We start from the raw sequence: 25,764 nt of genomic DNA, 5'->3' as shown, positions 1-25,764 counted from the left end.
GTCAGCCCATCCCCTGGCCGAGCGCCCGCCCACGGGTGGCCCGTTCGCGCCGTGCCGTTTCGGCGGTCAGGACGTCGAGACCGGCGCGCAGTTCGGCGCGTTGCCGGGCGCGGCCCGGATCGCCGGCGCCGCCCGGCCCGCCGGGCAGGGCCAGTAGCATCGCCTCGTTGACGGCGATGCGCGCCGCGAGCTGATCCGCCGGCAGGCCACGCGCCCGCTGGATCGCCTTGGTCCGCGCCTCCTGGTCCGGCCCGTCCGGCGCCGGGGCGTAGAAGGGCTGGGCGGCGGCGCGGACCGGCGCCGGAGCCGGCGGTGGGGGTGGAGCCGCCGCGGCCGATGCCGGGGTCGCCCCCACGGTCGCCTGGTTCTCCCGCAGCGCGTCGGCCACCGCCCGGGCCTGTCCCTCGTCCGCGGCGTGGATCGTCACGGTGGACCGGGTCGGGTCGGTCGTGACGACGGATGCGACCGGCACCCCGACCGCTTCGGCCTGCGACACGAAATCGGCGGTCGGGCGGCTCGACGGCAGGCCGTCCGACCCCGCCGCCGCGACCTTGACCGGGTCGAACCGCACCTCGACCACGGCGCGGTCCTGCAAAGCCGGGGCTCCCCCCGTTTCCGCGGACGCCGGCTCGCGGCGCGGCGCCCCGCGTCGCGGTTCCGTCCGCTCCTCTTCCCGGCGCCCGAGGGAATAGAGGACCGCGCCGCGGCGCTCGTCCAGAGCCTGGGCGGCCGCCGCGGAGTCCAGGCGTCCGGTGGCCGGGAAGCGCCGCTCCAGCCGCTCGATCGCCCGCTCATCCAGGCGTGGGTCGACGTACCAGCCGTTCACCACGGGATCGTGGAGCGCGCCGGCGGCTCGCGCCTCGCGGGCCTCGTGCGGCGGCACGGCCAGCCATTGCCGGCGGGCGAGCGCTTCCTCGTACAGATCGAACCGCGCGTGAAGCATGGCGGCCCGGTCGGAGGACAGGTCCTGGGGCACGTAGACCATGCCGGTGCGGGGGTCGATACGGCCGCCCATCGTCACCGCCTGTTGCCGCTGTCCCGCCTCGACGTCGAGAAAGGCGCGGGGCTGGACCGCCGCCTGGGCGTTGGCGATGCGCTGCATCAGGGCATCGGGCGGCTGACCCTGGTTCCGCCGGTCCGCACCGCTCAGGGGGGTGGAGCGCGGGTCGAGCGGCGGCATGGCCTGGACCCTCGGCGCGGCGTCGCGCTCGATGACGGCGACCGCCGGCGCCGGGCCGTGCGGTGTCGGGCTGTGCGGCGCCGGGGCCGCGTAGGACGGGCGGTCCGCCGTCGGCCTGTCCGCGGGCCGCCACAGCGGATCGGCTTCGGGTGTCGACGCCGCCAGGGAGCGGCCGTCCGGCGTGCGTGCAGCCACGCGGTCGCCGCCGGGGCGCCGGGCCGCGCCGGGCACCGCCGGACTGTAGGGCTCCGGAGCGCCGAGGCGGGAGGCCGTGTCGATGGCCGCGTCCGCCGCGGCGAGCGCCCGCGGCAACAGGTCCGGGTGCGCCTCGGCGACGCGGGGCGGAACGGCATGGCCGGCGTCCAGGGCCTGGCGGAGCACCTGGTGGTGCAGCACCCGCGCCGCGGCGCCCGCGTCGCCACGCACCGCGGTGTCGTCAACCCGGACCTCCCATTGCGGCGCGTCCGCCGGCCAGCCGAACACCTCGATCTGGTTCTGGTACCCATGACGGTTGGTGTCGGCACGGGCGTAGCGGGCGAGCGGTTCGCTCGCGCAGAACTCGACGAGGGTCTTTTCCCAGGCCGGGCGCTCCCCGGTCCGCCCGCCGACACCGAGGCGCACCGGTCCGTCGGCGCCGCGTGCCACCGCCGGCTGTGTGCCTTCGACGGCCACCGGCGTGGCCTGGGAGGCGGTGGTCAGATCCGCCTGGAGCTGGCGGTCGCGGTCGACGAGCAACCCGGTGAGGCGGGCGCCGTCGCGGATGGAGTGATACCCCGCGCCTTCCACCGCCGCGCGGATGTCACGGTCCGAGGCGTAGCGCCGCAGAGCCCGGTAGAGCTGTTCGCCGGTCAGCGGCGGGCCATCGTCCCGCGCCTCCTTGCGCCGGCGGCCGAGCACCGTGTTCATCGCTGAACGGGCGGCGTTCGCGAGGCCGTTCTGCCAGCGGCCGGTGAAGGTCGCGTAGGCCTCGTAGGTATCGGCCAGCTTCTCCAGCCCGGCGCTGCGGGCGATCTTCGCCGCCTCGCGGACGGGGATCTTCGCCGTCACGTCGAAGACGCGCGCCCGCTCGGCGACGCGGCCCTCCACGGTCCGCTGGTAGATGTCCTCCCAGCTCTGGAAGCCGTTGCCCTCGAAGGCGTTGCGCATGCGGTCGGCGAAGCGGGCAAGCCCGCTCATGCCGGCGGGCGGCTTCTGGCCGGCCTTGCCGGCGAAGTACCGTTTGGCCGCCCATTTGGCGAAGGCCTCGGCCGCCCGGTCGTTGTAGCCGTGCTCCTGCGGGCGACCGAAGGCGGCCTCGACCACCCGCTTCTCCTCCGGCTTCAGCAGACCTTCGATGGAATGGTAGATCTCGTGGTAGCCGGTCTCGACGGGGTCGCCGAGCCGGATGTCCTGGCTGATGGCGCAGACCTTGTGGGTCTCAAACCACAGGCCGAGGAGGGGCCGCCGTCCGGCGTCGGCGATGCCCCCGATCGACACGTCGTCGGAGCCGTACAGCCGGTCGACGACGCGGATTTCCGCGTGCGGGTTGACCTGCCGGGCGATCTGCACCAGCTCCGCCCGGACCTGGCGCAGGGCGGCGGGGAAGGTTTCGTCCATGCCGCGGACGTGCTCGCCGGTGTAGTCGGCGAGCAGATCGAGGGCGGAGGGCGGAACGATGCCGGCCAGTGCCCCGTCCGGCCCCGCGGTCTGGAGGAAGTTGGCGATCGGCGCGCCGCGGTAGCGGCCGTCCAGAGTCGGGTCGCGGTAGAGGACGTAGCCGTTCTGCAGCGGCACCACGGTGCCGAAGGAGGACCCCAGCTCCAAAGCCAGATGTTCGTTGAGCATGCCCGCCTGACGGGTCTCGGTGCGGGCGACCTCGGCGTCTCCGGGGGCCGTGTTGATGCGCGCGAGCAGCGACTGGACTTCTTCCCGGATCATGTGCGCGTCCGTCTGTGGCGGGGTGGGGGGCGGCGGGGCGGACGGCCGGACCGGTCCGCGGTCGGGACGGACGACGGCCGGCGCCGGCGGGGCCGCGGCGGGGCTGCGCGCCGCGGAAGGCGCGCCCGGCGTGATGACGACCGGCGCCGGACCGGGCGCCGCCGGTGGGGTCGGGCGTGCGGGCGCCGCGGCCGTGACCGGGCGGGCGGCGGCCACGCCGCTCTCCGGCGTCCGGACAAGCGGATCGGAACGGCGCTGAAGCGCCTCCAGCCGCTCCGGGGTGGGCGGCATGGCCTGAAGGGCGATGAGCCGGTCGACCCGCGGCGTCACCCCGGTCATCCGGGCCACGGACGCCGCCGGTTCCCCGACGGCCTGGAGGGCGGCCCCGAGATCGCCGGCGAGCCGGCTCCGCGCGGTGGCCAGGGTGTGGGCCGACAGCACCGAGGCGCCGCCATGGCCGCGGGCGATGCGGGCAAGGTCGGCGACGGCCAGCAGACCGTGCTCGTCGGCGACATCGTTCCACGGGGCCCCGGCGTGCCGGAGTCCGGCGGCCAGGTCGACCGCGGCCGCCTCGTGCCGGCGGCTGACGGCGTCCGGCCCCTGCTGGACCAGCGGCGCCAGATCGCGCAGGGCGGCGTCGCGCGGCCGTCCGCGCAGATCGGTCTCCACGAGCAGGAGATCGTCGAGCAGGCGGCGAATCTCCGGATGGGTTCCGGCCGGCCAATCGAGGGGCGCCGCCGCTGCGGCGGCGTGGTTCCGCTCGACCGGGCGCGCGGGCTGCGGCGGGTCCAGCGGGAGGGACGTCTGGGCGGGATCGGCGGCGAGAAGGCCATGCCGGCGCAACGCCGCCGCGACGTCCGGCACGGCGCCGGCCACCGACGCGGCGTCGGCCCGCGTGAACCAGGTCTCGACGCGCCCGCTCGGGCCTTCGCCGAGGCGGGGGCGCAGCCAGTCCACGGCGTCGGCGGCCCGTTCGGCCAGACGGCCGTAGAGCACGATCTGCTCGCCGTCCACCTCCAGGTCGGCGGCCGGCTGGGGCGCGGCCTGCGGAGCGGCGGGAGCCCTGGAGCCCGGCGCCGCAGCGGAGGCGGGCGCCGCCGGCACGGGACGGCTTTCCACCGCCTGGTCGGCTGCCCGGCCGGCCGGCGGCGCCGCGCCGTCCACGGCGACGAAGCGCCATTGCCGGCGGTCCGGGGTCTCGGCGAGAGCGAGACGGGTCTGCGCGGCGGCGAGGTCGCGGGCGACGGCGGGGCCTTCCTCCGCCGCGAAGGTCACCGTCGCCGAAACGCCGGTTCCGACCAGCCGCTCGGCCAGCAGCGGCGAGGCGGCGGCGGCGCGTTCGGCGTTGGTCCCGGCGATGACGTAGCCGCCGGCTTCGGCCAGGGCGGGCATCTCGCCGCGCCGCGCGCCCATGGCGACCGCCCGGTAGAGGTCGGCGACGGGGCGCGGCGGCGCCGCGGATGGCGCGGCGGCCGGCGTTCCGGCCTCCGGACCGAACAGCTCGTCGGCGGTCATCGAGGCGTACAGAACATGCACCGCGCCGGTGCCGACGCGGTCCCAACCGCGCAGCTGGATGTCGGTGGCGTTCTCCTCCAGCGTGGCGACGACGACCGGAACGCCGGCCGCCGTCAACGAACGGGCGGCGGCGAGAGCCTCCTTCAGCTCCAAGGTCATTTCCGCGAAGGAACTGCCGTTCTGCTCCATTTCGGAGAAGCCGGGCAGCGACGGCACCGCGTCGTGCGCCCGCCGCGCGTCGTCGTCGAAGGCCCGCAGGATCGTCGCCGGCGCCGCTCCGGGAGCGACGAAGCCCGCCGACGGGATCTGCCAGAAGATGACGGCGTCCCCGCCGAGCCAACGTTGCACGCCGGCCACCACCTCCTCCGCACGGTCGAGAGGGCTGTTCAGCGGCGGAACGTCCGGCTGCTCCAGGCGGATGCCCAGACGATCGTCGAGCTGGGGCGTGACGGCGTCGGCGACCTCGCCGCGGAAGCCGAGGCCGCGCCGCGGCTCCGTCCCGGCGAGGGCGGCCAGCCCGAGGTCGACGCCCGCCTCGTGGGCGCGCTTGGCGAGGCCGAGCGACAGTGTGCCGTTGGCGTCGGTGGCGAGGGCCTGGCCCACCGCATCCCGTCCGAAACTGCGCCGGTGGGGCCCGACGCCGTCCGGCCGGTCCCAGGCGACGCGCAGCGCCTTGGCCGCGTTGTCCTGGGCGAAGCGCACCACGACGGTGCCCGCTTCGGGACGGTCGTGCATGACGACGCTGTCGAAGCCGGCGTGCTGCAGGCCGTCCAGGAAGCGGTCGGCGAGGTCGCGGCCGTCGGGGATGCGGTGCCAGGACCCGTCGCGGGCGGCGGTCACCAGGGCCTGGAGGTCCGCGACGCCCCGCGCGCGCAGAAGGTCGCCGTTGGTCGGGTGGTTCGACGGGTTCGGCGACATCGGCCGGGCGTCGAGCCAGACCGAGACGGCCTCGCGAAGATCCTGCGGCCATTCGGTGGCGGTGAGATCGGCCCGGCGACCGGCGTCGAGGTAGACGGCGACCGGTGCGGTCAACCCGTCGGCGGCGCCCGGCGCGAAGGCCAGGCAGTCGGCGCGCTCGGTGTAGAGGGTGATGCGCCGGTCGCCGTCGGCGAGGTCGCGCAGCTCGGGCAGGTCGGGGTTGGGCACGGCGACCCACAGCGGGCGGGCGACGTCGAAGCCCTGGCGGCGCAGCTCGGTGACGTTGAAGGCGGCGATCTCGGCGTCGCGCCGGGCGGTCAGCTCGGCCACCTCGGCCTGCGAGCGGGCGGCGAACCACGCCTGCTCGCGCTCCGCCGCCTCCTGGGCGCCGTACAGCGCCTGCTCTATGGTCTCCGGAAGCTGGTCCGGCGCGAAGGCGAGATTGCCCGGGTCGAACACCGCCAGCATGGTCGGGTTGTCGCGCCAGTAGCAGTCGGTGTAGATGACGCCGCCGAAGCCGGCCGCCTCGAACGATCCGACGACGCTGTCGACCGCGTCGCCGGAGTATTCGTGGTGCATGTCCACCCATTCGCCTTCGGCGACCATGTGCAGAAACTGGTCGAACTCGAAGCCATGGGCGTAGGCGTTGAACAGTGCTTCGTATTTCTGATCGTCCGTCAGTTCCCCGAACGGACCCCAGGTCGCCTCGAGCGTCTGCCGGTCCTCGCCCGGCAGACGCTCAAACAGGTCGTCGTAGTCGTTGTCCTCCAGATGACGAGAGGCGATGGCGTCGGCGACGATCGGGCCGTTGTGCGCAAACCACTCGCGCAGGACGGCCCGGACCTCCGGCTCGCTCCGCATGCGCGACCAATCGGTGAGATCGGCGAAGGGGCGCGTCTGGCGGACATAGACCGGGGCGACGTCCTCCTGGCTCTGCTCAGCGGCGTCCTCCTTGTTGTCGTAGAGGAAGACCGGGCGCCGGTGCAGGTCGATCTCCGGCCGTTCGCCGTCGGAAACGCCCACCCACCAGGTGTCGGCGGTGTCGAAACCGCGGGCATGAAGCGCATCGAGCGCCGATCCGGTGAACGCCGGATCGTTCGGAGACACGCGCTCGCGCCAGGCGGCGGCGTCCTCCTTCTGCGCCGCCTCCAAATGCGGGCGCACCTCCTTCATGATGCGGTGGCGCACCAGGGCGTCGTTGCTGAAGGAGCCGTCGGCGTCCAGCCGCAGCCAGTCGGTGACGACGGCGATGGCGTCCGCCGCCCGCGCCGCGGACTCGGGCAGGCGGAAGTCGCCCGACAGGCTGCCCGACCGCAGGCTGATCGCCGATCCCTTGGACTCGTGGACGAGGCCCCAGGTCATGTCCTCGGGGCCGAAGGGCGGCAGCCCTTCCACCGGCGCCACCGTGGCCATGCCGGTGATGCCCTCCGGCGGAACGGTCAGGCTGCAGTAGGGGATGACGGCGATGCCGAGGCCGGGCTTGACGAAGCCGGGCAGGCGCATGTTGCCGTAGCTCGTCGCGATGCCGACGTCGCCGCGCTGGAAGCCGCGGTTCCACATGTGGCCGGCGACGATGTCGCAGGCTTCGGCGTACAGGGCATAGTCGGGGTCGGCGGGCAGGGCGGCCAGGGCTTCGGCGTGCTGCTGCCAGGCGTCCTGGTAGGCCTGCCGGGCTTCCGCGCCGGCGAGCGCGCCGGTGCGCACGCGCTCCATAGCGCCGCCTCCCAGGGAGAATTGCGCCGCGCCGCGCGCCGCCGGTTCGGGAGCCACGGCGGGGACGGCGCGCAGCGCCTCCTCGCGGGACACCGGCAGCGCCAGCCCGCCGTCGATCCGCAGGAAGCCGGATTCCCGGCCCGACCGCCCGAAATGCCGGTATTCGTAGACGCCGTCCTCGCCGAGCGCGAAGCGGGCGCGGTCCGGCGTGACCGGCTCCCGCGCGACGAACCGGCGCTGCGGCGAACCGTCGGGACGCATCCCCTCGATCCGGGCCAGCCATGGGCGGCGGCCCTCGGCGCGCATCGGCGTCGAGGCGGCCCGCGCCGACACGGCGGCGCCGTCGATGGTCAGGGAGGGGGCGATCCAATCGAAACGCTGGTCCTCCTGGACGCGGTCGAGAAGGGCCTTGAGGGCGGCGCCGTCCGGAAGCTCGAGCAGCAGCTCGGCGCTGGGAAGCCGCTCACCGCTTTCCGTGCGGTCCGGGTCGCGCCGCCGAAGGACGCGCGCGCCCCGGCCCACCGCCATCTCGGCCACGCCGTCGAGGGCGGCGGCCTCCGCCGCGCCGAGCGCCAGGCGCGGCGGGGCGACGCGATACTGGACGGGCTCGGGCGGGGCGACCAACTCGGCGACCTGCGCCGCCGTCGCCGACGGCGTCAGGGCCAGTTCACGCCGGGCGCTCCGGAGCAGATCGAGATCCGCGCCGAGCGAGGCGAGCACGGCGGCGGGCACGGCGCCTCCGGCGTCCCGGCGGGCGGCAACGGAGTGGAGATGGATCTGGGCGGCCGCGCGGGCGGGGTCGGCCGGATCGAGGCCGACGGACAGCCGGCCGTCGGCGGCGTAGAGCACGCCGCCCCTGGGAGCGTCGGCGAAGGCGGCGAGATCACCGATGGCCGCCTCGGCGCCAAACTCGGCGGCGCGCCGGCCGGCTTCCTGGACGAAATCGTCACGGGTCAGACGCCAGGGCGCGCTTTCGGCAAGCCAAGCGGGCGATGCGAAGGGCAGACGGCCGGTCCATTGGGCGAGCGCGTCGCCGATGCTGAACTGAGGGCGCTCGGTCGTGCCGTCGCGCGGAACGTCTTCCCCGCCCTCGGCGAGCCACAGCGTCGCGCCCACCCCTGCCGGACCCGACAGCGCCGCGGCCGAGGCGGGGTCGAGCTGCGGCAGCAGCGGTCCGACCAAGGCGGCGACATGCTCCGCCGCCCGCGCCCGGCGGGCCGCCGGTTGCGCGTCGAGGCGGCCGCGGGTGTCCGAGAGCCAGCCCGGCTCGCCGGCGGCACGGAGCAGCATCTCCGCGGCGGACAGCCCGTGGACCGCGAGATCGCCGGCCAGATCCGGGCGCCCCCGCTCGGCGGCGTCGACCGCCGCGGCCCAGGCGTCCAGCAGACGCGCGAGGTCGGCGATCAGCGCCGCTTCCGCAGCCATCCTTTGGACGTCGCCGCCGAAGGGCACGGACTCATGGGACGCCGGCCGGCCGGTGGAGAACTGCACGGTCTGGGCGATGCGGCCGGCCGTGTCGGCCAGCGACGCCGGATCGATTCCGGCCTGCTGGAGCAGGTCGGCGCCCCGCTCGACGGCCTGACGGCCGAAATCGGCAAGGTCATGGCCGAACGCGGCGAGGCGGGCGAACAGACCGCTCGCCGTCTCCCCGGCGGCCCCCGCCTCCAGCCACGCCCGCGCCCCCTGCAGCAGGGTCTCTCCCTCGCGCATCAGGCCGTCGGCCTTGGCGCCCAGCTGTTCCAGCAGGCCGGGACGCAGGGCGTCCGCCGCGGCGCCCAGGGCGTCGGACAGGGTCTGGCGGGCCTGGAGGGAGACATCAACGATGGAATTCGCGGCCTGTCCGACCGGGTCGCCGGAGAGCCAATGGTGGAGACCGCGAAGGTCGGCTGCGGTGTAGTCCGCCGGCGATGGCCGGATTCCGTCGGCGATGGACTCGAGAAGGTCGGCGCCGGTCGACCGGGCTCCGTGCACGAACTCGGAGCCGGCAGTCATGGCGCCGTCGAGGTCGACGCTTGGAACGGTGGCGGCCACGGCGTCGAACCCGTCGCGCAGGATGCCGCCGGCTTCGGCGGCCAGACGGTCGAAGTCGGCGGCGTGGGAGGTCCCGCGCGCCCGGTCGATGCTGGCCAGTCCCTCGCGCAGCCGGTCCGCCAACGGCAGATCGGCGACGTTCAGGAAGGTGCGGGCGAACAGGCGCAGATCGTCGGCGCCGGTCCCGGGCAGCAGATTGCCGAGAACCGTGTGAAGGTCGGCGGCCAGCTCCTCGGGCGAACGGTCGGACCGTTCCATCGCGGTGCGGAGCGCGCCGGCCGCCTCGTGGGCCATCGCGGCGGCGGCGTCGATGCCCGCATCGACATGGGGGGAGACCAGAACGACGCCGTCATGGACCAGCTTCCCCGCCTGCACGAGCATCGACACGAGGCCGATCGCGCGCAGCGTCGGCATCGCCCGGTCCAGCAGACCGGCTTCAGGAAGGGGCTGGGGGTCGGCGCCGTCAGCACCGAGGGCGAACTGAGTGCGGGCGGCGTCACGGGACCGCGACGGTGAGCGCTGTCGTTCGGACATGGGGGCCTCGAACAGGTTCAGGCGGACGATGGGCTGTCCCGCGGCCGGGACGGTGTAAGGCCGGCGTGACGCCGCTGCGGCCTCGGCCGGCGCCGGCCGGCTCTCCGCGGCGACGGGTTCGGCCGCGCCGCGGTCGAGGCTCGCCGAGCGGACCCGCTGGGCGATGTGGCGCCACAGCGTGCCGAGCGGCGTCGCCGGGTCCTGGACCTCCGCGTCGGTGATGCGGTCGCCGCCGATCGATGACCACAGGCCCGACACGGCGTCGACGGGCAAGGGCCGACCGTCGGTCAGCAGCGCCCGGCGCTGTGCGTCGCCGGCGGCCGCGCTGATCACCGCCCAGGCGTAGAGTTCGTAGGCCTCCTTCGACCGGGCGCCGGCGACGATGGCCGGGCGCATGGCCAGGGCGATTTCCGCCGGCGTGGCCGCCGGCCCCGGTTCGCCGCCGGCGGCGCGCTCGGCCATGATCCGCTCGATCCGCTCGGCGGTGATCATCGCCTTGAGAGCCGTCGCGTCCGGGGACTTCAGCTCCGCGTTGGTCCAGCCGCAATCATGGACGGCGATCGGGCCGGTGAGCCAAGCCCGGTGGGCGGGGTGAAGCGGGCCGTGTTCCGGCGAAGCGAGCGCGATCAGGTCGGCGACGGCGGCGCGGTCCATGCCCATGTCGGCCAGCAGGATCAGGCGGGCCATGGTCGGCGGCTCGCCGGTGCCGGTGTCGGCGGTTCCGAGGCTGTATTGGACGCGGGCCCGGGCCGCCCGGCGCCCCTCGTCCGCATCGAGAACCCGCATGGCGGCGTCGATGCCCTCGGCCTCCAGGACCTGCATGAGATCCCGATGCCGCTCCAGGTCGGCCTCCTCCCGCCGGGCGCGTTCGACCGCTCGGTCGATCACCGCCTTGGTCCGGCCGGCGCGCAGGTCGGCGAGGTCGGCGTCCACCGACGCGGTGTTTCCGCCGGCACCCAGAATGCCGTCGCGCATCGCCGTCAGGCGTTCCGTCAGCAGGTCATGGGCGACGAGGGCTCGGCCCAGCTCCCAGCGCTGCCGCACCATCGCCTGGGGATCGCCCGCGCGGTTGAGGGCGCCGAGCGCGATGGGGGCGTGCATCGCCGTCTCCACCTCGGGATGGGCGATGAGCTGGAGGGCGTGGCTGAGGCCGGGTCGGTAGGGGTGGCGGAGCGCGTCGTCGAGGCTGTCGGGCTCCGGGGCATTGAGGCCGAAGGACTGGAGATGGACCAGTTCCGGGGACGCGTGCAGCGCCTCCGTCGCCACGGCGAGCTGGTGGAGGAGGAGGCGCCCCCGGCCCTGCTCGCCGTGCGGCAGGCCGGCGGCCAGGGCGTCGAGGTCGCGGGCGAGGCAACCGGCGTCGCCGGCGTAGAAGGAGGGAAGCTGCCGCAGCGCGCGGGAGGCGCGGCGCGGGTTGGCGGCGTTGTCGGGCTCCGACGCGATGGCGTGGGCCGCCCGGTAGGCGGCGGCCACGCCGCTGTGCTGGCGCGGATCGCCGAGCGCGAGCCCGAAGGGCAGGACACCGTCCCGCGCCGCCTCGCCGATCAGCCGCTCGGCGAGCTTGGCGCCCTCCTCGATGACGCCGGGCGGCGCCAGTTCGGAGACGGCCTTCAGCGGCGCCGGTGTGACGTAGGCGGAGAGGTCGGCCATTCCGTCCTCCGCAGCGGACAGGATCATGCGGTCGAGGTGCGTGGGTCCTCCCAGGCTGTATTGCCGGCGGACCCTGCCGTCCGCACGCCGCGCCTCGGCTTCGGCCGCCTGGGGTTGAGCGCGGGAGGCGGCGTCCCGGTCCTGCCCGGCTCCGATCACCAGTCCGAGGTTGCGGGCGAAGCGTGCCTGCGCCTGGGCGCGCAGGACCTCCGGCGCCTCGGGCGACAGGCGGAACAGGCCGGGGACCCGTGTGGTGACCGCGGTCATCGCCCGCTCGCGGACCTCCCCGGTCAGCGCGTTGCCGTGCGTTACCGTGGCCGGGACGCCGGCGCCCGCCATCTGCAGGTAGGTTGCGTGGTAGAGGGTGGGGTCCTCCACCGTGGCGTCGACGTAAAGGTGCTGATGGGCGTCGATGCCCAGCTCGCGCAGCCGTTCGGCAACGGCGAGCGCGCCGGCACCGGCGCCGGCCGACGGATCGGCGACGGCGACGTAGCCCTTGTCGTCGATGATCCTCTGCACGGTTCCGGCATCCGGAAACATCATCCGGGCCATGAACTCCGCCATCGGCGGCGGCGTGAGCGCTTCTTGCACCACGCCGCGTTCCGCCAGGATAGGGGTAAGGAAGTCTCGTCCCGTCGCCTGGACCCCGGCGAGGGTTTCGGCGACCATCTGCGCAACGGCGATGCGGTCCTCGGGCCGTCGGTAGCGGCCCAGCGTCTTCAGATAGCGCTCTTCCGACCGCCGCCAGGCGTCGCTCGGGCCGAAATAGACGCCATTGCGCATCGCGTCATAGCCCATCGACAGCATGTCGCCCAGCACCTCCCGGTCGGAAAAGCCGGTGCTCTCCGACACGAGGTCGAGGCGCCTCTCGAAGCTGCGGCGCAAGGCGGCGCCGCCGTCGGTAAGGCTGACGATCGGGGCCGGCGGGGCGCCGGCGCTGCGATCGACGGACTCGTGCGCGGCCTGCAGCTGCTCCGGGGTCAGCGGCTCCAGCCCGGACAGGCGCTGGGTGTCCTCGGGGAGGAGCTGAACGATCCGCGACCGGCCGTCGTCTCCGTTGCCAAGCAGCGTATCGAGATCGATGCGCGCCGTTCCGTCGCCGACGCTGAACTGCGGCCCTTCGACGGCAGCGGCAAGCCTGACCTCTTCGGCAACCCGGTTGGGATCTCGCGCCAGGAGGCCCGCTTCCATCGCGCGCAGCACACCGACCGCCTCCGCCAGGCCGACGGCCTGATGCACAGCGGGAAGCAGAACCTCGGGCTCCACGAGATGGGCATAAGTGAAGTCCCGGCGGAGCACGACGTAGCGCGGCAATTCGTCGGACATCTCGTCGTACAGGGGTTCACCGGCGGAAACGCCGATCAGGAAGGCGGGGGCGTCCGGTGGACCGTAGGCGCCGTCGATTGCGAATCCGGACGGAGGAGCGATCCACCCCGCCCTGGCGGCGTAATCCGCAAGGCGATCTTCCAGGGGACGGACCCAGGCGTCGAGTCCCCCTCCTTTACCGTTGCTCTGCACGCCGACGCTGAACTGTGCGGCCGGCGACAGGTGAGCGTCGCGGAAGCCGGCGCTTGCCTTGCGCAGGCGCAGGCGCGCCCAAGTCACCGCGCGGTTCAGGAAGCCCTCCGGCGTTGCGGCCGCATCGGCCGCGGCGCGGACCGCTTCGTCGACGAGCGCCCGGGCGGCCTGCTCGGCCTCGCGCTTGCTGTCCGGCGACAGGGAGGCGAAGCGGCCGACCGGCCAGGCGGCCGGCGCGACCGACGGGGCGTGGCCCCATTCCAGCACCGCCTTCAGGGCGAGCTGCGTCGCCGCCTGCCGGTCCTCGGCGCCGCCGGACGCCAGGACGGCGATGCGCTCCAGCGTGGCGGCCCGGTCGGGCAGCGCCGTGGCGGCGCCGAACCCCTGGCGGGCGAGCGCGGTGGCGAAGTCGTCCATGGTCACCACGCGGGCCTGCCGGCGGGCGGCGGCGAGGGCAGCCTCGTTGACCAGCACGTCGAGGTCGGCGCCGGAGGCCCCGGCAGTCGCCTCGGCCAGCCGGACCACATCGATGTCGTGGCCGGCGATGCGGGCGGTGTGACCGGCCAGAATGTCCCGGCGGTCGTCCTTGGTGGGCAGTTCCAGGCGGACCGTGCGGTCGAAGCGCCCGGCCCGGCGGATGGCCGGATCGATGTCGTGCTCGCGGTTGGTGGCGGCGAGCGTGAGGATGCCCGGCGCCGCGTCGAAGCCGTCCATGGCGTCGAGCAGAGCGTTCACCCGCTCGGTCACCGTCTGGGTGTTCGGCCCCTCCGCAGTCTCGCGGTTGCCCAGCGCGTCGATCTCGTCGATGAAGAGGATCGCCGCCCCGTGCTCGCCGGCCTTGTGGCCGACGGTCTCGTAGAGGCGCTTGATGTTCTTCGCGCTTTCGCTGATGTAGCTGCTCATCAGGTCGGTCGCGGTGACGGCGAAGAACGGCACCTGCGCTTCGCCGGCCAGGGCGCGGGCGGACAGGGTCTTGCCGACTCCGGGGGGGCCGACCAGCAGGATGCCCTTCGGCGGCTTGGCGCCGAGCGCGGTGTAGCGGCCGGGGTCGCGCAGAAAGTCGACGACCTCCAGCAGCTCCGACCGCAGCGCGTCGGAGCCGCGCACGTCGGCGATGCGCTCGGCGATGGCCGACGGGTCGATGGGCCGCGGCCCGGTGTCGCCGGCACCGGCGAAGGTCCGGCCCTCCTTTCCAGCGCCACTTTTTGCGGCAGCATCGCGTTCGGCGGCCGCGTCGGGCCGCGGCACGGCCGGCGTGGTCGGGAAGACGTTCGGCGGGGGCGCCCAAGGCGAGGGTGGGGCGGCCGGCGCCGCCGAGGCTGCCGGCGGCTGGTTTTGCCAGGGCATCGGCCGTTGCGGCGCCACGGCGAACTGGGGCTGGTGGAGGACGGCGGCGAGCCGCTCCCGGCCGGCGGGCGTCAGGCGGACGCCGGCCCCCGCCCCGGCATGGCGCGCGCCGTCGTTGACGATCAGTCCGTTCGTGTAGGCGCTGCGGACGACGCGCGGGTCATGGGCGGTGAGCGTCGCCGGGGGGGCGACGCCGAACGGTGCGGAGGCGGTCGCGACGTCGTGCAGCATCCGCTCCAGGGGGCCGATGTCGATGTCCCCGACGCTGAATTGCGGGCCGTCGATCACCGAGGCCATCGGAACCTCGGTCACGGCCGCGGCCAGGGCCTTCGGGGTGCCCTGCATGCCGCGGAGCGCGCCGACCGCGTGCCCCAGGTCGGTGGTGTGCAGAACGGCGACGCCGAGGTCGCCGTCCGGGTCGGCGACGAAGCGCGTCACGGTGTAGCGGGGCAGCAGCCTGCTCTCGCGCATCGGTGCCGGGTCGCCGGGCAGCGGATCGCCGGCGTCCGTGGAGATGGCCAGGTCCGCGCAGTCGGGGGGCGCGAAGTGACGGCCCGCTCCGTAGTTGCGTTGCCGGCCGGCGTCGGTCCATCCAGCCTCATCGACGAAGGCGGCGAGCCGGTCGCCGAGCGGGCGCACCCATCCCTGAACCGTCGGGTCCGAGGACAGGCTGTACTGGGGGCCGTCGATGCTGTTGGCGAGCAGCATCTCGCGGGCGTGGCGCTCGCCGCCCTGACGGGCGAGGACCATCGGGTCGGGATGGAACCCGTACTGCGCGAAGGCGCTTCCGGTCAGGGCCTGCACGACGCCGACGGCGCGGACGAGGCTGGTGGTTTCGAGAACGACGTGATCCCGGAGGTAGCCGAGGTCGTCGATGACCGTCTCCACGACGGTGTAGCGGGGCAATGCACGCGAGTCCTCCCCGTCCCCGTCCCCGGAAATCGGAACGCCGTCGCGGACCGTCACGTTGAAGCGGCCCGCCTTGTCGGGAGCGTAGCCGGTGAGGGGGTCGGGGCCGATCTCGACCCCGTTGGTCATCCAGCCGGCGCTCTCCGCGAACCGCGCCAGTCGGTCCTCCAGTGGCTCGATCCAGGCGCTCAAGGCGTCGAACCGCCCGAGCGAGAACTGCGCCTCGGCGTGGGCCTGAAGCACCGCGGGCTCGCCCAACGCGGCGGGACCAGCGGAGAACTGGGCGTCGTCGTTCTGCATGGGGGTTGCCTCGTTCGCGGCACCGGTGGAGGGGAGGGGCGCGCGGTTGCTGGGAAGGGATTCGCCGTCGAACAGGCCGAGGCGGCGTGCGGCGGCCGTGCCCGCCACCGGCGCCTCGTAACGGCGCCCGGCCGCCGCGGTCGCGGCCGCCGACCGGCGGAGTGCCTCGGCGATGTCCTCCGCCGTCTGGGCGTCGGACAGCGCGCGATGAAGCGCGCCTGCGACCTCCCGGATCGGACGCCCGTCGTCGAGGCGTTCATCGGCGGGGAGCGTGTCGCGGACATCCTCCCATCGGTAGGGCAGCGCCATCAGGCCGTCCGCCCAGGCCCGGGCGGCCTCGACGGTCGGCAGCGGAAGGTTGGCCCGCAGGCCGGACGGCAGGTGCGAGACCGACCAGGACAGGCGCTCGGGCCGGGGGTCCTCCTCGGGAGCCCAGGTTTCATGCACGGCGAAGCTGCCGCGCACCTCGCCGGACAGGGTACGGCTGTCCACCTGGTGCGGGAAGCCGATCAGGATGCGCACCGTCCCGGCGCGCCACGCGTCGGACGGGGCCGGGTCGTTGAACGGGGCGCCATCGTCCGGAACGCGGTCGCCGGCCTTGAAGGCCACCGCCGCGCCGGCGGCCGGCGTCACCGCTTCGGGCGCCGCGCGCCCGGTGGCGGTCTTCCACACCGCCGCCGGAACCCGCTCCGCGACGGCGCCGAGGACGTCGTCGACCGGACCGAAGCGGGCCTCGAACTCCTTGACCGCCGCGGCCCAATCGCGGCGCCGGTCGGCGTCCGGCAGGCCGGACCGCGCTCCGTTGACGATCCGTTCCGCGAGCCAGCCGCGCCGGACGGTGTTCGGCCCGACGGCGGGCTCCCAGCGCAGGGCGACCCGCGACCAGGCGTCCCCGCCGAGGATCTCGCCGAGCGCGGATTCCTCCCCGGACAGGCGGTCGCGGTAAAGCGCGCCGCGGCCGGTGGGCCAGCCCAGCGCGTCCGCCCAGCCATCGCCGCGGCGGTCGATCTCGGCGGCGACGGCGTCCACCGGGATGTCGGCGCGGTGGCCGACGCGGGCGAGATCGAGTAGCTGGCCGGCAACCGCTTGGTCGGGGGAGGGGTACGGCCCTTCGGCGCCGGCCGGTTCCGGCCGGACCATCGTCGGGACATCCGCGTCCGATCCCGCTTCGGCGCCGTCGGACACGGGCGGCGGCAGGGCATGGCCGACCGGCAGCAGCACCGGCGCGGGCCGGACCTGCTCCGGGTCGAGGCGGCGGACCGCGGCGGCCCAGGCGGCGGCTTCCCGCCGGGTGGCCGGGTCGTTTTCCGCCCCGACCAGGGCGAGGTCGAGCCGGCGCGCGGCCTCGGCGTGATCCAGCATGCGGTTGGCCAGGATCGCGTCGACGCGCTGCGGGTCGGGATCGGGGAGCTGGAGGATCTGTTCGATCTTGCGCAGCTCGGCCTTCATGGCTTCGATGGCCGATGCGTCGCCGAGGCTGCGCAACGGAACGGCGCGCAACTGCGCGATCTCGGCCGCCGCCGCCGCCCGCATCCGCTCCAGCCCTTCCGCCCTCTCCACGACGCCGCGCAAGGCGGCTTCGAGCGACCCCGCGGCCCCAAGGGGCGTGCGGAGATTCAAACGGATGTCCGTGGCCCCGTCCGGCGTCGCCAGCACCATCAGCGGGGTCTGGCGGTGACGCAGCTCCGGATCGGCGGGGAGCAGGATCGGCCAGGGGCCGGCGGCGCCGACGGTGCGTTCGCCCGCCGGAGGCACGGAGACGTCGGCGCGGAACGCCTGCTGCCGGTCGGCCTCCGCCTTGAGCAGGGCGGTGAGCGCCTCGCCGAGCGCGCGGCGGTCGGCCGGCTCGGCGCCGTCGACGGTGATGGGCAGCCGGCCGTCGAGCACCCCGCACGCCGTCTCGGCGGCGTCGCGGGCGCCGGGCAGACGGGCGTCGAGGTCGGCGACGGTGCGGCCGAGGCGGGCGATCTCGCGGTCGAACCGGTCGCGCTCTCGCTCGACGGCCCGCCGCGCGGCCTCCGTCTCGACGATCTCCGCCTCGAGCTGGGCGCGCCTCAGCAGCAGAGGGTTGCCGGAGGCGATGGCCATGATGTGGGCGGGCGACAGCTCCGCCGGGTCCTCGTCGCGCATCGACCGCAGCCCCAGCGTGCCGCGCAGGAACTCGCGGATGAAACGGTCCTTAACCGTCAGGAGCTGCCAGCCGAAGGCGTCGAAGGTTCCCTCGGTCACGTAGCGCAGGCTGTGGACCTCGGGCAGGGGGTTGCCCTGGCGCTCGGCCCTGCGGTCGCGCTGGTTGACGTGGGCCGGCAGCCAGGGGCAATCGAGCTGGTGGACGGCGATGAGGCGGTCCTGGACGTTCACGCCGGTGCCCAGGCGTTCGCTGCTGCCGATGCCGACGCGCATCGTGCCGCGCTTCAGCGCGTCCTTCAGCCGTTCGCGCTCGCGCCCTTCGGCCTCCCAGAAGTCGGCGATCTGCCCAGCGGGCACGCCCGCCTCGACCAGCAGGTCCTTGAAGAGCTGGCGGAGCGTGAAATCGCCGCTGGTCTTCGTCGGGTGGATGCCGACGTCGAAGAAGGCGAGCTGGGTGGTTCCCGGGTTGTCGCGCGCGATGCGGGCGACGTTGTCGGCGGCCTGGTGGATCTTCGACTGGGCGAACTCGCGGCCGGCGGGATCGGCCAGCCGCATGTCGAGCGCGGCGAGCCGGCCCTCGGTGGCGATCTTCAGCCTGTTGTCGTCGCGCGGATCGGCGGACTTCAGGTTCGCCGCGCGCGTGCCCAGGCGGGCGATGAAGTCGCGCTGCGCCTGGCTCGGCGGGGCCGAGACCACCTGCACCAGCTTGCGCGGCCGCTTCACCCCGGGGATGTCCTCGACGAAGACGACGTCCATCACCCGGTCGGACAGGCGGCGCAGCTCGAGGAGGTTGTCGTAGCCGGCCAGGCGCGTCACCGGGCGCAGGCGGCCGACCACGTCGATCTCGAGCGTGGTGTCGATGTCGGCGAAGGTGTGGGCCCAGGCGTCGAAATGCTCGATGCCGGCCCGCGCCAGATCCTCGTACTGGAGGAACCGCTGCAGCGTGTACAGCTCCGCCACGCTGTTGCTCAGCGGCGTGCCGGTGCCGAGGAGGACCCGGTTGCCGTGGTCCTGGAGCCAGCGGCAGCGCGCGAACATCCGGGCGGCCCGCTGGCTGGCCTGCGAGGGCAGGCCGCGGATCTCGCCCAGCGAGGTCGGCACGTAGAGGTTCTTGTAGCGGTGGGCCTCGTCGACCGCGATGTGGTCCACGCCAAGATCGTCGAAATACACGGCGTCGTCGCGGCGCCCCTCCTTCAGCAGGCCTTCGATGCGCGCCTCGATCTCGGCGATGCGCGTTTCCATGTGCTTGACGGTGCGCTCCGACTCGTCCGGGTCGAGCCCGTGCAGAGCCTCGCGGTACGCCGCCTTCTCCTCGTGGAGGAAGCGTTCCTCCAGGGCCGGGGAGAGCGGGATCATGTCGAAGGGATCGTGGGGGACCACCACGAGATCCCAGTCGCCGGTGGCGACGCGCCCCCAGAAGCGGCGGCGCTCCTCGGGCGTCACGGTCTGCTTGTCCGGCCAGGCGAGGATCTTGGCCGCGGGATACATCGCGCGGGCCGTCTCGACGACGCTGTCCGGCCCGTAGAGCGTGGTGGCCTGCACGGCGAGCAGGGGCTTGCGGTGCAGCCCCATGCGCTTGCCCTCGACGCAGGCCGCCACCAGGGCGAAGGTCTTGCCGGCCCCGGCCTCCCAGCCGAGCAGCGTGGAGCCCTGCAGGGCGCGCCAGACGCCGTTCTTCTGGATGGCGCGCGCCCGGGCGGCCCATTCCGGCGCCATGGTCGGAAAGGTCAGATGACCGCCGTCGTAGACCCGCGCGACCGACCGGTTGAAGCGTTCGTTGTAGACGCCGGCCAGCTCGGCGCGCCGCTCGGGGTCGCGCCAGATCCAGTCGCGGAACGCCCCCTGGATCTCGCGCACCTTCATCCGCGCCGCCAGGGTCTCCTCGGCGTTGATGACGTGACCGCCGTCCTTCGTCTTGTCCTTGATCACCGGCGGCCGCCCCGAGAGGGCCGCCAGCATCAGCTCGGCGCCGTCGGCGCGGTCGGTCGCCCAGGTGGTGGCGACGCCGGGCGCCGTCCGGTGGCCGCCGGTGACGCGGAACTCCCAGCGCCCGTCCACCGGCGAGTAGCCGACCTCGACCGCCTCCGGCGGGATCTGGAAAAGCTCGGCGGCGAAGCGGCGGATGTGGGCGGGGGCCACCCAGGGCGCCCCGAGGCGGGCGGCGATCTGGTAGAAGGGGATGGGGTCGGGCTGCACCGCCTCCAGCGCCTGGACGTTGCGGGCGAAGCGCTCCTCCGTCTGGGCGGCGAGACGCGCCACCTCAAGGCGGGACCGCACGTCGCCGGTCAGGTAGTCGTCCCGCGTCACCAGCCGGCGGGTCGCCGGGTCCTCGAAGGCCAGACCGGTGTCGACCAGGCGACTCTCGACCTCCGCCGGCGCGGTGCCGAGCAGAGCGGCCATGCGGGCGCTGTCGATCGCTCCGGACTCGTTGAGGACGATGGCCAGGGCGTCGTCCAGCGTGGCCGCGCGGTTGGGCGGCGTCACGGCGGCCAGCACGTCGCGCTCGAACACGTCCGCCCGGTGGATGGCGCCGTCCGGAGCCACCTGCTCGAGGGCGAACAGCATCGGCCCGTCGGGGTCGGCCGCCAGCAGGCGGACCGCCCGGCGGCCGCGCATGGCGCCGTGCGCGGCGACGAACGCCTCGTAGGCTTCGCGCAGCGCGGCGCGCCCGGCGTCGCGTTCGCCCTGCGGGCGACCCTCCCGCTGAGCGGCGAACACGCGGCGCAGCGCGTCGCGGACCGCCAGCCCGTCGCGGACGAGCCGCTCCTCGGCGGCGGTGAAGGGGCGATCGCCGATCGCCGGAACGGCGAGGGCGCCGTCGACGACGACGCGCAGCGCGCCCGCGGAGTCGAGCAGGTAGGAGCCTTCGCGGGCGGTGGCCGGCGCCGTCTCCACGGCCTGGACCGGAGAGCGCTCCACGGGCTTCCACAGGTCGGTGGGGAGTGCCGCGAGACGGTCCCGCAATTCGGCGGCGGCGCGCTCCGGCACGTTGGACGGCTTCAACCGCGGAAGGCGGGCGGTGACGTCGGGATGCTCGCCGGCGTAGTTGGTGCCCGAGCGCTCCAGGCGTCCGATCACCCGGTCGGGATGGTCGGCGAACCAGCGGTTCACCTTCATCTCCGGGCCGCCGAGCGGGTCGCGCACGCTCTGGACCGCGATCCAGTCCGGCTCGGCGGCGATCACCGCGTCGCGCTCGGCGGCGCGCAGGGACGACAGCGGTTCGGCGCGCTTGCGCAGGACCAGCAGATCCGCGGCGACCTCGGTGCCGGCGGATTGCCCGGCCCAGTTGGCCGGCAGCCGCACGGCGGTGACCAGCTCCGCCTTGTCGCGCAGGGCCTCGCGGACGCCCGTGTCGGCGGCGTCGAGGGTGAAGGTGCTGGTGATCAGCGCCGCGACGCCGCCGGGCCGCAGCAGATCCACGCTCTTCAACAGGAAATGGTTGTGGACGGTGGGCTTCAGATCGGCGTAGCGCGCGTCGAACAGGTGGTACTTCCCGAAGGGGACGTTGCCGACGGCCAGGTCGAACCAGTCGTCGGGAATCGCGGTCCGGGCGAAGTTTTCCAGCCGGATGTCGGCGCCGGGATAGAGCAGGCGGGCGATGCGGCCGCTGACGCTGTCGAGCTCGATCCCGGTGACGGCGGCGTCGCGCAGGGCCTCCGGCATCAGGCCGATGAACCAGCCGGGACCGCAGCCCGGCTCGAGCACCCGCACCGGGTGATCCGGGCTGGCCGTGACGCCGGCGGCCGCGAGCGCGTCCCACATGGCCGTGGCGACGCGGCCATCGGTGTAGTGGGCGTTCTTCACGCTTTCGCGGAGCGCCGCGTATTCGTCCGGGTCGAGCAGCGCCTGCAGCGCGTCGGCGTAGGGCTGCCAGCCCTGCTCGGCGGCCCGCCACGGTTCGAAGACCTGGGGCACGCCGCCGAACCCCGAATAGGCGGCGAGAAGCCGGCGCTCGTCGTCGGTCGGCAGCCGCCCGTCGGCCTCGACGAGAAGCAGCGTCTCGATGGCGGCGATGTTGTCGGCGGCGCGGCGCTTGGGGCTGCGGGTGCCGAGCCGGGCGGGGTCGGCGATGACGTGGTTGCGCGGCGCCGCCGGGGCGTCCGACAGCACGCCGGTGCTGTACTGGAGACGCGGGCGGAGACGCGGGGACGGAGCAAGCTCCGCGCTGCGGGCGACCATCTCGGCCGGCCAGGCGGGGGTGTCCGGCATGGCGACGCGCGCGCGTCCGCCCGGATGCTCCATTCCGGCCAGGGCGGCCGGACGCCAGGGCATGATCCCCCAGCGCGGCTCGAGCGGCCACGGCACGGCGTCGTCGCGCAGGTGGAGGCGGACCGGCACGCGCTCGATCCCCATCTCGCGGGCGAGGTGGACGATGCCGATGGCACGGCACCCGATGACCTCGGCGGTGCCCGCCGGGGCGTCCCCGGGCCGGCTGAAGCGCCCGGGGGCGGCGGAGAAGCCCTGCGCGCGGGCTTCCGCATCGGGCATGCGCAGGGTCAGTTCGGGAAGCGCTTCGGCGCCGCCGTCGGCGATCTCGCCGCGCAGGCGCTCGAGGTCCGGCGGCGGACGATCCAGGCCCGGCCGCGGGTCCTCGGTGAGGGCGAGCAGCGCCGAGGGGGCCATGTGCACCAGCGTGTCGCGGCACAGCGGGTCGGCCGCCTGGCGGCGGGCGGCGTCGAGCGCGGCGGCGGCGACGAGGCGGTCGCCGTCGGCCGCCGCCGCCGCCAGACGGGCCTCGGCGGCCCGCCAACGCGGGTCGTCGGAGCCGAAGCGGTCGGGGGGCTGCCAAGGCGCCGCGCCGAGGCTGTACTGGCGGGGGTCGGTGGCGTCGCCGATCAGCGGCCGCTGCGTCCGCAAGGCCTTCGGGTCGCGCCGGGCGAGCTTGGCGGCCCGGCGCCCGTAATCGCCCTCGTAGGCCCGCTCGAACAGGTCTTCGGCCGTCTGGAAGCCGCGGGAGTCCAGCCAGTTGGCCAGCCGCCCGCAGAAGCGTCCGACGCGCTCGAACACCCGCTGGGCACGCGGGCCGCTGCGGTCGCGCCGCGCCGCCCAGGCGCCGAAGGCGTAGGCGACCCGTTCGCGGTGCGACAGCTGCTCGGTGCCCGGGAACTCCTCGGCCAGCACCTGCTGGTCCTTCTCGCTGAGCAGCGCCTCCAGGCTGTGCCAGCCCTCGTGGTAGACGGTGTCGAGCGGGTCGAACCGGGCGACGTCCATGGAGATGGACGCCAGCCCCTTCGCGCGCTCGAACATGCCGGCCACGCGGATGCGGCCGTCGCTCGCCGCACCGCTGGCCACCAGGGCGGCGCCTTCTCCCCACAGCTCCTGGACCGCCGTGACGCCGATGGTCGGGTTGAGGCGCCGCGCCGCCTGCAGCAGTTGCCGGCGGAAGGCGGCGATGTCGCGCGCCGCCTCCTCGGGCACGCGGACGCCGAGATCGCCGAGACGGGCCACGGCGTGCGTCGCCTCGACGCTCGCCGCCCGGTAGAGGTGCGCGGCGTCATCGAAGGCGGCGACGGCGTCGTGGGGCACGCCGGCGCGCGCCAGCACCCTCTGGGCGCGGCGGCGCGCCTTGGGAAGGCCGCCCTCCGCGAGGACGGCGAGCGCGGCCTCGACCGCCTTCCCGCGGCCCCGCTTCGCCGCCCGCCACACGGCGCGCCGGGCATCCTCGGCGCGCGCCCAGGCCGAAGATTCCGACGTCATGGACAGCGCGTAATCCTCCGCCGGCGTGCGGTGCGGCGGGCGGCGAAGCGCGAACGTGGTGTCCTCCGAGTCGCCGGAAACGGTCATCGAAACGTCGCTCATCGGTCTTCTCCCGCCGCGAAGGCGTTCGTGGGGTCGTCGGAATGGGGGGCATCGCCGGGCGTCGGTCCGGCGGCTTCGAAGGCGGCGCGCTCCAGCGCCGCAGCGGGATCGGCCCCGGCGGCCAGGGCGGCGGCGAGGCTGTCGGCGTAAGCGTCGGCCGCCGCGTCGAGGGCGTCCTCGGGCAGGCCGAGACGGCGCAGACGGTGGAGGAGCGGATCGACGGGCGCCGGCTCGCGACGGGAACCCCCGGAAGCGTGCATCCGGCTTGCGTCCTCAACGCGTATCATGCTTTTGCTCATGCCGTTCGGCCCCGCCTGGCCGAGAGACGTGTCAAGGACCTATGCTCAGTTACCTGCCCACCGAGTCCGAGCGCCCGCCGGCCGATCCCCCGCGCCCCTGCCTGCTGCTCATGCCGGCGGAGATGGCGCTGCTGCTGGAGGACCGGCCCGGCCCCCGCGCCCGGCCGGTGGTCACCGAGCGCGCGACGCCGGGCGGACCGCGGCGCTGCTTCCTCGGCTTGGCCGTCAGCGCCCAGACGGCGTGGGAGGTGGCCGCCCATGGACGGATCGATCCCGGCCTCAATCCCGGCCGCCGCAGCGAAAGCGGCCTCGCCCCGCGGACGCTTCAGCCCGCCGCGGACATCCGGCTCGACTGGTGCCGGATCGCGAGCATTCTTCAGCCGGCCCGGGAAATCGCGGCGCTGTCCTGGATCTGCGTGATCGACGAGGACGAGCCGGACGCGACGCTCCGCTCCGGCATTCGCGGCACCCGCTGAAGCGCTCACGGCCGGCGGGTCCCGGAGGACCGCCGCCGCCCGCCGGACGGTTCGTCCCGCCGCTGCCCGCCGCGAGCCGGCCCCGTGCTGCGGGACGAGCGCGAACGCCCGTTCCCACCCCGGCCGGCGCCGCCCGTCCGCCCGCCGCATTCCTCGAAGCGCGCCTTGTGCTCGTCGATGAAGGCGGAGGCCTCGCCCGCGCTCATCGCTGCGAGCCGCTCCGGGGACAGCGTTAGGCCGAGACGCTCCGCGATGGCGGCGACGAACGCCCGCTGACCGGGCGCGGCGGGACGGGACCCCGATGGTTCGGGTGGACGGCCGTTGGCGCGGATCGCCTCGAACTGGCGCAGGATGCGCTCGCGGGCGTCCTCCAGCACCTGTTCGGCCAGCCGGTCGGCGCCGCGGGAGTCGCGCGCCCGCTCGATGCGGTCGAGATCCATCTCGAGAAGCGCCGTCGTCTCGGGCTGCACCAGCTCGGGGACGATGGGCAAGAGGGCCTCCACGAGCATGATGCCCTGGCCGGAGAGGTCAATGGGCGGCGTTCCCTTGCCGCGGGCCCGGCCGCGCTCGACCAGCTGGGACGCGATCAGCTCCTTGATCACCGTCTCGCGCGTCGCCGGGGTGCCGACGCCTTTGGAGCTCTTCAGGATCTCGCGCAGATGCTCCTTGTCGGGCGGGACGAGGCGATGCACCTCCAGCATCGCCTCCAGGATGCTGGTCTCGGTGTAGGGGACGGGCGGCCGGGTCCGCTTGTCCTCAAGCCGGGCGGCCGACACGGTGCCGGTCTCGCCGTCGGCCACCGGCGTCAGGCGGTCGGTCTCGCCGCCCTCCTCCTCCGCCTCGCCGTCGTCGGCTCCGAACAGCACGCGCCAACCCGGCTCCGTCTCGACGGTGCCGGCGGTCCGGAACAGGCGGTCCCGGCAGGGGCCGGACCGCGGAACCATGCTGACCGTCGTGCGCAGCCCCTGCGCCGAGGGCATGAAGGCCGCCACGTAGCGCTGTGCGATCAGCCGGTAGGCCTTCGCCTCGTCCTCCGTCAGGCGCAGGCCGCCCGCCGGAACGTCGGTGGGGATGATGGCGGTGTGGCTGGCCTCCGCCACCTCCCGGTCGTTGACCACGGAGCGCCGCACCGTGAGGCGGCCGTCCAGGCGGTCGATCGCCGAGCGGAAGGGTTCGCCGAGGCCGCGCAGATGCTCCATGATCCGTGGCGCCTTCTCCACGTCGGAGGAGGCGACCACCGTCAGCTCGGCGCGCGGATAGGTGATCAGGCCCTTGTCCTGGTAGAGCCCCTGCAGGATCTCGGCGGACTTGTCGCCCGCCCACCCCCACAGCGCGCCGGCCCTGGTCAGAAAGCTGGTCTTGGAGAACAGCTTGGGCGGCGCGGTCTCGACCGGCTTCTGCTCCACGGCCAGCGGTTCGGCGATGCCCCGGACCGCCTCGGCGAGGGCCAGGGCGGCCGCGCGGTCGGTCAGGCGCTCCTCGGCGGACGGGGCGTGGCGCAACGTGACGGTGCCCGCCCGCACCCGGA

General features: G+C 74.5%; 4 protein-coding genes. 1 reads left to right on the top strand and 3 read right to left on the bottom strand.

Features of this window, described 5'->3' with window-relative positions; all coding sequences use genetic code 11:
- Window position 1: 1 nt before the first annotated feature.
- Window positions 2–23,461, bottom strand: coding sequence for an AAA family ATPase (locus tag JJL56_RS26260; RefSeq protein WP_200486882.1), 23,460 nt, complete (start codon window positions 23,459–23,461; stop codon window positions 2–4).
- Window positions 23,458–23,721: a hypothetical protein gene (locus JJL56_RS26255; RefSeq protein ID WP_247891265.1), complete on the bottom strand. Its 264-nt coding sequence runs from the start codon at window positions 23,719–23,721 to the stop codon at window positions 23,458–23,460. Before JJL56_RS26255 ends, JJL56_RS26260 begins: the two co-directional genes overlap by 4 nt.
- Window positions 23,722–23,801: 80 nt before the next feature.
- On the opposite strand from JJL56_RS26255, the gene JJL56_RS26250 reads away from it, so the two are divergent.
- On the top strand, window positions 23,802–24,236 hold the full coding sequence (locus tag JJL56_RS26250) for a hypothetical protein (protein WP_114858941.1): 435 nt from the start codon (window positions 23,802–23,804) through the stop codon (window positions 24,234–24,236).
- A gap of 5 nt (window positions 24,237–24,241) precedes the next feature.
- Here the strand turns inward: JJL56_RS26250 and JJL56_RS26245 are convergent.
- On the bottom strand, window positions 24,242–25,764 hold a 1,523-nt coding region (locus JJL56_RS26245; RefSeq protein WP_247891264.1), incomplete at its 5' end, for a DNA topoisomerase.

The organism is Azospirillum aestuarii (assembly GCF_016632405.1).
GTDB classification, from domain to species: Bacteria; Pseudomonadota; Alphaproteobacteria; order Azospirillales; family Azospirillaceae; genus Azospirillum; species Azospirillum aestuarii.
The sequence above is the reverse complement of the archived record's forward strand: the minus strand, read 5'-3'. Positions and strand labels throughout refer to the sequence as shown.